This window comes from Rhizobium sp. 'Codium 1' (assembly GCF_020889605.1).
Taxonomy (GTDB): Bacteria; Pseudomonadota; Alphaproteobacteria; order Rhizobiales; family Rhizobiaceae; genus Allorhizobium; species Allorhizobium algae.
The window spans coordinates 213,631-220,346 of the sequence record NZ_JAJGPW010000008.1; the positions used below are offsets into that span (position 1 = coordinate 213,631).

The window sequence follows — 6,716 nt, forward strand, 5'->3', positions numbered from 1 at the left end:
AACCGGGGCGCCCGGAGGCGCCCCTTGTGATGGCCGATCAGGCGCCGAATGCACCGTCAATCGTGTGCATGGCCCCCGTGACGAAACTGGCTTCCGGGCCAGACAGCCAGGCAACCATGCCGGCGACCTCTTCCGGGCGGCCGTGGCGCTTGATGGCCATGAAGCTGTGCATCAGATCCTTCATCGGCCCATTCTCCGGATTGGCATCCGTATCGATCGGCCCTGGCTGGATGACATTGATGGTAATGCCGCGCGGACCGAAATCGCGTGCCAGCCCACGAGCGAGACCCTGCAGGGCAGACTTGCTGACTGCATAGGACGCCATGCCGGGAACAGGCATTCGATCACCGTTGACCGACCCCATCACAATGATACGGCCCCCCTCGGGCATCTGTCGCGCCGCTTCCACTGAGGCGTGATAGGGCGTGTGGATGTTGATCTGGAAAAGCCGATCTATGACATCGGGATCCTGGTCCAGCGCATCGCCGAAAACGCCGATACCGGAATTGACCACGAGGATGTCCAGCGGGCCACTTTCGCGAACCCGCCGGACCACGGCCTCACGGTCGGCACTGTCGGTGACAACTGCCGTACTGCCAGTCTCGGCCGCCAATTGCTCGGCCGCAGCCTTCGATCCGGCATAGGTGAAGGTGACATTTGCGCCATCGGCTGCGAAGCGCCGGACGATGGCCGCGCCAATCCCGCGGCTGCCGCCGAGCACCAGCACTGATTTTCCTATAAACTTGGACATGTTCGCTCCTTGAGTGTTTACCTAACGAGCACTACATAAATACTGATTTCTCAGCTTCAAGGCTTTTTGTAATGACTGATACAAAAAATATCCGGCCACGCGGCAGACCGCGCCGCTTCGACCCGGAAGAGGCGATCGCCGTTGCACAGCAACTTTTCCACGGTCGTGGGTATGACGCGGTCAGCGTGGCCGACATCACGACGGCCCTCGGCATCAACCCGCCGAGTTTCTACGCCGCCTTCGGCAGCAAGATGGGGCTCTATGCGCGCGTCCTGGACCGTTACACGGCAACCGAGGCCATCCCGCTTGCCGAACTGTTGCGCGCGGACGAGCCGGTGGCTGCGTGCCTTACAGCTGTGCTTGAGGATGCGGCGCGCCGATATGCGGGCAATCCGGACGCAACGGGATGTATGGTGGTGGAAGGTGTCCGATCGGACGACCCGGACGCGCGAGCAGCCGCCTGTGTCCTACAGCGCGGTGCAGAAGAGGCCATCCTTGACTATGTCGCCGCACGACATCCGGACAAGGCCAGCGAAGTGGCGGATTTCGTCGGCGCGACCATGACAGGAATGTCGGCCAAGGCCCGCGCGGGGCTTTCCCTCGACCGGCTCATGGCGATCGCAAGGATCGCGGGACAGGCGGTTGCACAGACTATCGACGGCTAGGTCTCACCAACCCAGCCGTCGAGCCCCAAGTGTGGCCTTCGCCGTACCGATCCTGCTCACGCCTTGCGCGTAAACAGGATCATGGCAAACAGCAGGACGCCGGAAAACGTCACCAGCGAGGAGATCGCCACGACGGGTTCCAGGGCCGGATTGCCGGTCAGCATCAGGAAGAGCGATGGTGCCATGACCAGGATGCCGATCGTGTAGACCATGTACTGGATCTTGGCGATCCGGCTCGCGGCCTGGACCGGGTTCAATGCGTAGTAGATGCCGAAGATCGCCATGGTGACCCAGCCGAGCAGGTTGATATGGGCATGCGCACCGGTCGCCTCGAACTGGTGCGTGATCGACATGTACAGGCCGAGACAGATGCCGGCGATCAGAAAGAGAATGGCCGTACGGAAATACCAGACAGATAATTGTGGCATGTTGAAATCCCCCGAACAACGAAGGGAGAGTACCATTGCTTCGGCCCGGTGCAAAGATACTGACAATCGTCATTTTCCGGCGGATCCAGGGGAGAGATCCCGAAGCGGTCGCACTCAGAGAAACCCGATCCAGCGCCCGGCAAGCAACGCTCCCAGCCAGAAGACAAGCGAGGCCAACGCCGCCAGACGGAGCCGCGCCGTCGCGGGCGCGCCGGCCACCATCGCCTGCCAGTCGCGCGATCGGTGGACAGCAAGGGCATTGGCCGTGCCAAGAAGAACGAGCACGATCTTGATGAGGAAAGCGGTGTTGGTTGCATAGTCCAGCGGACGCACGGAGAAGAGATGCGCGCCGGTCAGCACCGCAAACCCCAGAGCGACCGCTGCGATCCGCGAGAGGACGGTCAGCGTCTCCGCCAGCGGCAGGCGGGCGAAGGCGCCGAGCAGGCGCAGATCGAGGATGACGCTCGCCCCGACCAGCATGCCAAGCGAGAGGATGTGGCTGGCATTGACGAAGATGTAGAGCACCGGCCAGCGCATCAGCGCCTGGGCCACTGGTGTCTCGCCGAGAGCCGCCAGCCAGTCCATGCCGTCAGTTCGTCACGATGCGACTGGGATAGATGTCGTAGTTCTTGCCCGCCACGATGACACGCACGGCCTTCAGCCGCTTCTCCGCGGGATCGAGCGAGCGATTGCCGCGCACGGTGATCTCATCGCCGACAGCAACCACGCCTTCGACAAAGCCGGATCGCTGGGTCTGGTTCGGATTGCCGAGTTCGATGCGCCAGCCGCCATCGGCCGTATCGAGTTCGAGCGTCGGATGCGGCGGGGCAAAGGAGATCGCGGTGATCTTGCCGGTCAGGTCGATCTGGTCGGCCTCGGCCCAGGACCAGCCGTGATGGGCCATGGCCGCACCGGCGCACAGGGCGACGCCTGCCAGGGCAGACAAGGAGAGTAAGCGGTTCATGATCTTTCTCCGGACTGTGGGCACTCCCTGCAAGACTAGTGCACCCATCCGGTTTTTCGACGTCACCTTTGCTTGATTGAGTGGTGACGTCGAAAAAGGGCGCCGAATTTCCGGCGCCCGGTCTGCTTCAAATCAGTGCAGGGCAGCACTTGCGGCAAGCCGCTCGTCCTTGTCGTGCAGGGCGAAACGATCGACCATGTCGGCACTCGCCTCGTTGAAGCCGAGAACATCGACCTCGACGCCAGCCTTGCGGTATTTCAGCACGACCTTGTCGAGCGCGCCGACCGCAGTGATGTCCCAGAGATGGGCGGTGGTCACGTCGATCACCACCTTGTCTGCCACGTCGGCGAAATCGAAGGCGTGGATGAAGCTCTCGGCCGAGGCGAAGAAGATCTGGCCCGTGACCCGGTAGGTGACCGTGCCGGACGCCCCGTCGGCATGGCGGCTGACGCTGAACAGCTTGGCCACCTTGCCGGCAAAGAAGATCCCGGACAGGAGTACGCCGACGATGACGCCCTTGGCGAGATCGTGGGTCGCAACGACTGTCACGACGGTTGCCAGCATCACGACCGTGGATGGCCAGGGATTGCGGCTCACATCGAGGATCGAGCGCCAGGAGAAGGTGCCGATCGAGACCATGATCATGACGGCGACGAGGGCTGCCATGGGGATGATGCGGACGAGATCGTCGAGCACCACGATCAGGAAGAGCAGAAAGGCGCCGGCGACGAAGGCCGACAGGCGCCCGCGGCCACCGGAGGTAATGTTGATGACAGACTGGCCGATCATGGCGCAACCGCCCATGCCGCCGATCATGGCGGAGGCGATGTTGCCCGTGCCCTGACCGATGCATTCCTGGCTCTTGTTGCTGGGCGTATCCGTCATGTCGTCAACGATCTGCGCGGTCAGCAAGGACTCGAGCAAGCCGACGGCAGCGAGAGTGAGCGAATAGGGCAAGATGATCTGCAGCGTCTCAAGGGTGAGCGGCACATCCGGCAGCAGGAAGACGGGCAGCGTCGAGGGCAGTTCACCGAGATCGCCAACGGTGCGCAGGTCCATGCCCGTCCACCAGGCAAGCGTGGTCAGGACCGCAATGGCGACCAGCGGCGACGGGATGGCCTTCGTCACATAGGGGAAGAGGTAGATGATCGCGAGGCCGCCGGCGATCATCGCATAGGTCATGCCCGGCACGCCGATCAGTTCGGGGAGCTGCGCCATGAAGATGAGGATGGCGAGTGCGTTGACGAAGCCGGTGATGACCGAGCGCGAGACGAAGCGCATGACCCGGCCGAGCTTCAGGAAGCCGGCGAGGATCTGGATGATGCCCATCAGGATCGTGGCGGCGAAAAGATATTGCAGGCCGTGTTCCTTGACCAAGGTCACCATGATCACGGCGGTTGCGGCAGTGGCAGCCGAAATCATGCCGGGCCGGCCGCCGACAAAGGCGGTGACGCAGGCGATGGCGAAGGAGGCATAAAGGCCGACCTTGGGATCGACGCCGGCAATGACGGAAAAGCCGATCGCTTCGGGGATGAGGGCCAGCGCCACGACGATGCCGGAAAGGATGTCGCCACGGATGTTGGAGAACCACTCGCGGCGGTAATTGATAAGAGTTTGCATTGTTGATTTTTCACAGTTGTTGCAACGGTCCGAGCGGGTCCCGGGCCAGAAAAGAAGTAATGGGTTGCGTTGCTGTGTTGTCTGGCGGATCGGCGGCCAGAAGAGCCACCCGGATTTTCACCGGGTCCTTGTGGATGAGGGTCTGTAGCTCAAAACATGCCGCAGCGCAACAATAGGCGTCGGCTGGAAGGCAAGATCGTCTTGTCCGACTCTGCCGAAAAACAAGGAAGGCGGCCCCCTTCGGAACCGCCTTCCTCACCCTTGGGAGGTGCCGCCCGTCAGGGGCGGTAGATCCGGTCAAAGATACCTCCTTCGCCGAAATGCTCCTGCTGAGCTTTGGCCCAGCCGCCGAAGAGTGGATCGTCGATGGTGACAAGATCGAGCCTGGGCAATTCGGGACCGGAGCCTGCGGCCACGAGATCCGGCCGCGAGGGGCGGTAGAAATGCTTGGCGGCGAGCGCCTGGCCCTCTGCCGAATAGAGGTAGTTCAGATAGGCTTCCGCCTCCCTGCGGGTGCCCTTCTCGTCGACATTGACATCGACGACGGCAACCGGCGGTTCGGCGAGGATCGACAGCGACGGGGTGACGATCTCGAACTGGTCTGCGCCAAATTCCCTGCCGGCGAGATAGGCCTCGTTTTCCCAGGAAATCAGTACGTCGCCGATTTCGCGCTGGGCAAAGCTCGTCAGCGCGCCGCGTGCGCCTGTATCAAGCACCGGCGCGCGGCGGTAGATCTCGGCGATATACTCGCCAATCTTCTGCTGATCACCGCCGAACTCCTTGTTGGCCCAGGCCCAGGCGGCGAGATAGTTCCAGCGTGCACCGCCCGAGGTCTTCGGATTGGGCGTGACGATCTGGATGTCCCCCTTCACCAGGTCACCCCAGTCCTTGATGCCCTTGGGATTGCCCTTGCGCACCAGGAACACGATGGTGGACGTATAGGGGGACGACCTGTTCGGCAGACGGGCTCGCCAGTCCGCGGCGATCAGCTTTGACCGCTCTGCGATAATGTCTATGTCACTCTGCAGGGCGAGTGTGACGACATCTGCCTTGAGGCCTTCCATCACGGCGCGGGCCTGGCGGCCGGAACCGCCATGCGACTGGCTCACCGTCACGGTCTCGCCGGTCTCGGTTTGCCAGTGTCTGGCAAAGACCGTGTTGAATTCGGCATAGAACTCGCGCGTCGGATCATAGGAAACGTTCAGGAGTTCCGTGGCGCCTGCCGGCAGCACGAGGCCGGTGGACAGGCCCAGACCGATAAGAAACGCCGCAAGATTTTTCCCAATGCACTTCATGTCTGTGCCTCCTCTCTGGCGTTAACGATTTAAGACTACCTGACAAGTCGTCTTAGTCAACGTGGATCCATGCGTTCGCAAAAGCGTTTCCCGTGCCCCCCGGGCTGGCGCGACAGGCGTTCTGCCGAGCATCGACATGGAGGACAAAGCTTCCGCAGATTGTTGGAATGGCGGGACGTCCGAATTTTGCCCGGGGCCGCGAGCAGGCTTCTCGAAATATCGGGATGAAAGACCGATTGCCGCCGCGCAGGGGCCACCCGCGGTCGACGGCGACGCCTTAATCGGGGTCTCGACAGTCAAGCAGCAGTCACAAAAGGGTGAGAGAAATAAAAAATAATCGTTCTATGTCATAGTTAAATGACAGCAAAAACACAGCCTAAACCGCTGATTTTCATAGGACAAATTTTCAAGTGCCTCTCCGTATACCGGGTACACCAACCGAACCAATCAGTTCGATTGTGCGCAATTGGGTATTGCAATCCGCAGCCGTCTGCGCCAAATACATCTCATCGAACCGCACAGTTCGATTGAACAAGGTTCTCAAGGCACAACGACAATGAAGTTCATCGCAGCAGCACTCCTCACAACCCTCGCAGGCACATCGGCCGCCTTCGCGGTAGAGCCAATCCCGGGCTCCATCACCTATGGCGGTGCGCAGCCGAGGCTCGAACAGGCCCCGGCCGGTTCGAACTTCTTTCATACCTTCTACACCGGTGGATCCGAGGTCCGCGAGATCTACCAGGTGAATGCAGACAGGACCGTATCGATCGTTTCCCGTTCCATGTCGAACGACTGACACAAGGGACGATCCAAAATCCCGGGTGGAACTCTACCCAGACATACAATCATGAGCTGAACACGCAGCGTGTCACTCAATTCAAGATAAGGAACTCCGACCATGAAGACCATCATTTCTGCCGCCCTGATCTCCCTCGCAGCCGGCTCGGCCGCTTTCGCCTCCGTCCAGCCGATCCCGGGTTCGATCACCTATGA

8 protein-coding genes and 1 other annotated feature are annotated in these 6,716 nt (G+C 61.3%); of the genes, 2 read left to right on the forward strand and 6 right to left on the reverse strand.

Going from position 1 to position 6,716, the window contains the following annotated elements:
* Positions 1–37 precede the first annotated feature (37 nt).
* On the reverse strand, positions 38–751 hold the full coding sequence (gene bdcA, locus LJE98_RS18520) for an SDR family oxidoreductase (protein WP_229576738.1): 714 nt from the start codon (positions 749–751) through the stop codon (positions 38–40).
* A 71-nt stretch (positions 752–822) separates the two neighbouring features.
* Here bdcA and LJE98_RS18525 point away from each other — a divergent pair, with 71 nt between their 5' ends.
* Positions 823–1,416, forward strand: coding sequence for a TetR/AcrR family transcriptional regulator (locus tag LJE98_RS18525; protein ID WP_229576739.1), 594 nt, complete (start codon positions 823–825; stop codon positions 1,414–1,416).
* 56 nt (positions 1,417–1,472) lie between these two features.
* Here LJE98_RS18525 and LJE98_RS18530 read toward each other — a convergent pair whose 3' ends face one another.
* The 5 genes from LJE98_RS18530 to LJE98_RS18550 form a co-directional block, all read right to left on the reverse strand.
* Entirely contained in the window at positions 1,473–1,844 is a 372-nt protein-coding gene (locus LJE98_RS18530; RefSeq protein ID WP_229576740.1) for a hypothetical protein, read from the reverse strand.
* A 114-nt stretch (positions 1,845–1,958) separates the two neighbouring features.
* Positions 1,959–2,429, reverse strand: coding sequence for a DUF6644 family protein (locus tag LJE98_RS18535; protein WP_229576741.1), 471 nt, complete (start codon positions 2,427–2,429; stop codon positions 1,959–1,961).
* Between the two features lie 4 nt (positions 2,430–2,433).
* The gene (locus tag LJE98_RS18540; RefSeq protein ID WP_229576742.1) at positions 2,434–2,808 is read right to left on the reverse strand and encodes a DUF6152 family protein; all 375 of its coding nucleotides are present in this window, start codon (positions 2,806–2,808) and stop codon (positions 2,434–2,436) included.
* A gap of 132 nt (positions 2,809–2,940) precedes the next feature.
* Positions 2,941–4,428 (reverse strand): SulP family inorganic anion transporter, encoded by a 1,488-nt coding sequence (locus tag LJE98_RS18545; RefSeq protein ID WP_229576743.1) that lies wholly within the window; start codon positions 4,426–4,428, stop codon positions 2,941–2,943.
* A gap of 75 nt (positions 4,429–4,503) precedes the next feature.
* Positions 4,504–4,559 (reverse strand) — a sequence feature (sul1 is cis-regulatory element that is thought to sense ions involved in sulfur or methionine metabolism; They are found in Alphaproteobacteria).
* 147 nt (positions 4,560–4,706) lie between these two features.
* The gene (locus tag LJE98_RS18550; protein WP_229576744.1) at positions 4,707–5,723 is read right to left on the reverse strand and encodes a sulfate ABC transporter substrate-binding protein; all 1,017 of its coding nucleotides are present in this window, start codon (positions 5,721–5,723) and stop codon (positions 4,707–4,709) included.
* A gap of 556 nt (positions 5,724–6,279) precedes the next feature.
* Here LJE98_RS18550 and LJE98_RS18555 point away from each other — a divergent pair.
* Entirely contained in the window at positions 6,280–6,519 is a 240-nt protein-coding gene (locus LJE98_RS18555) for a hypothetical protein (protein WP_229576745.1), read from the forward strand.
* Positions 6,520–6,716 lie beyond the last annotated feature (197 nt).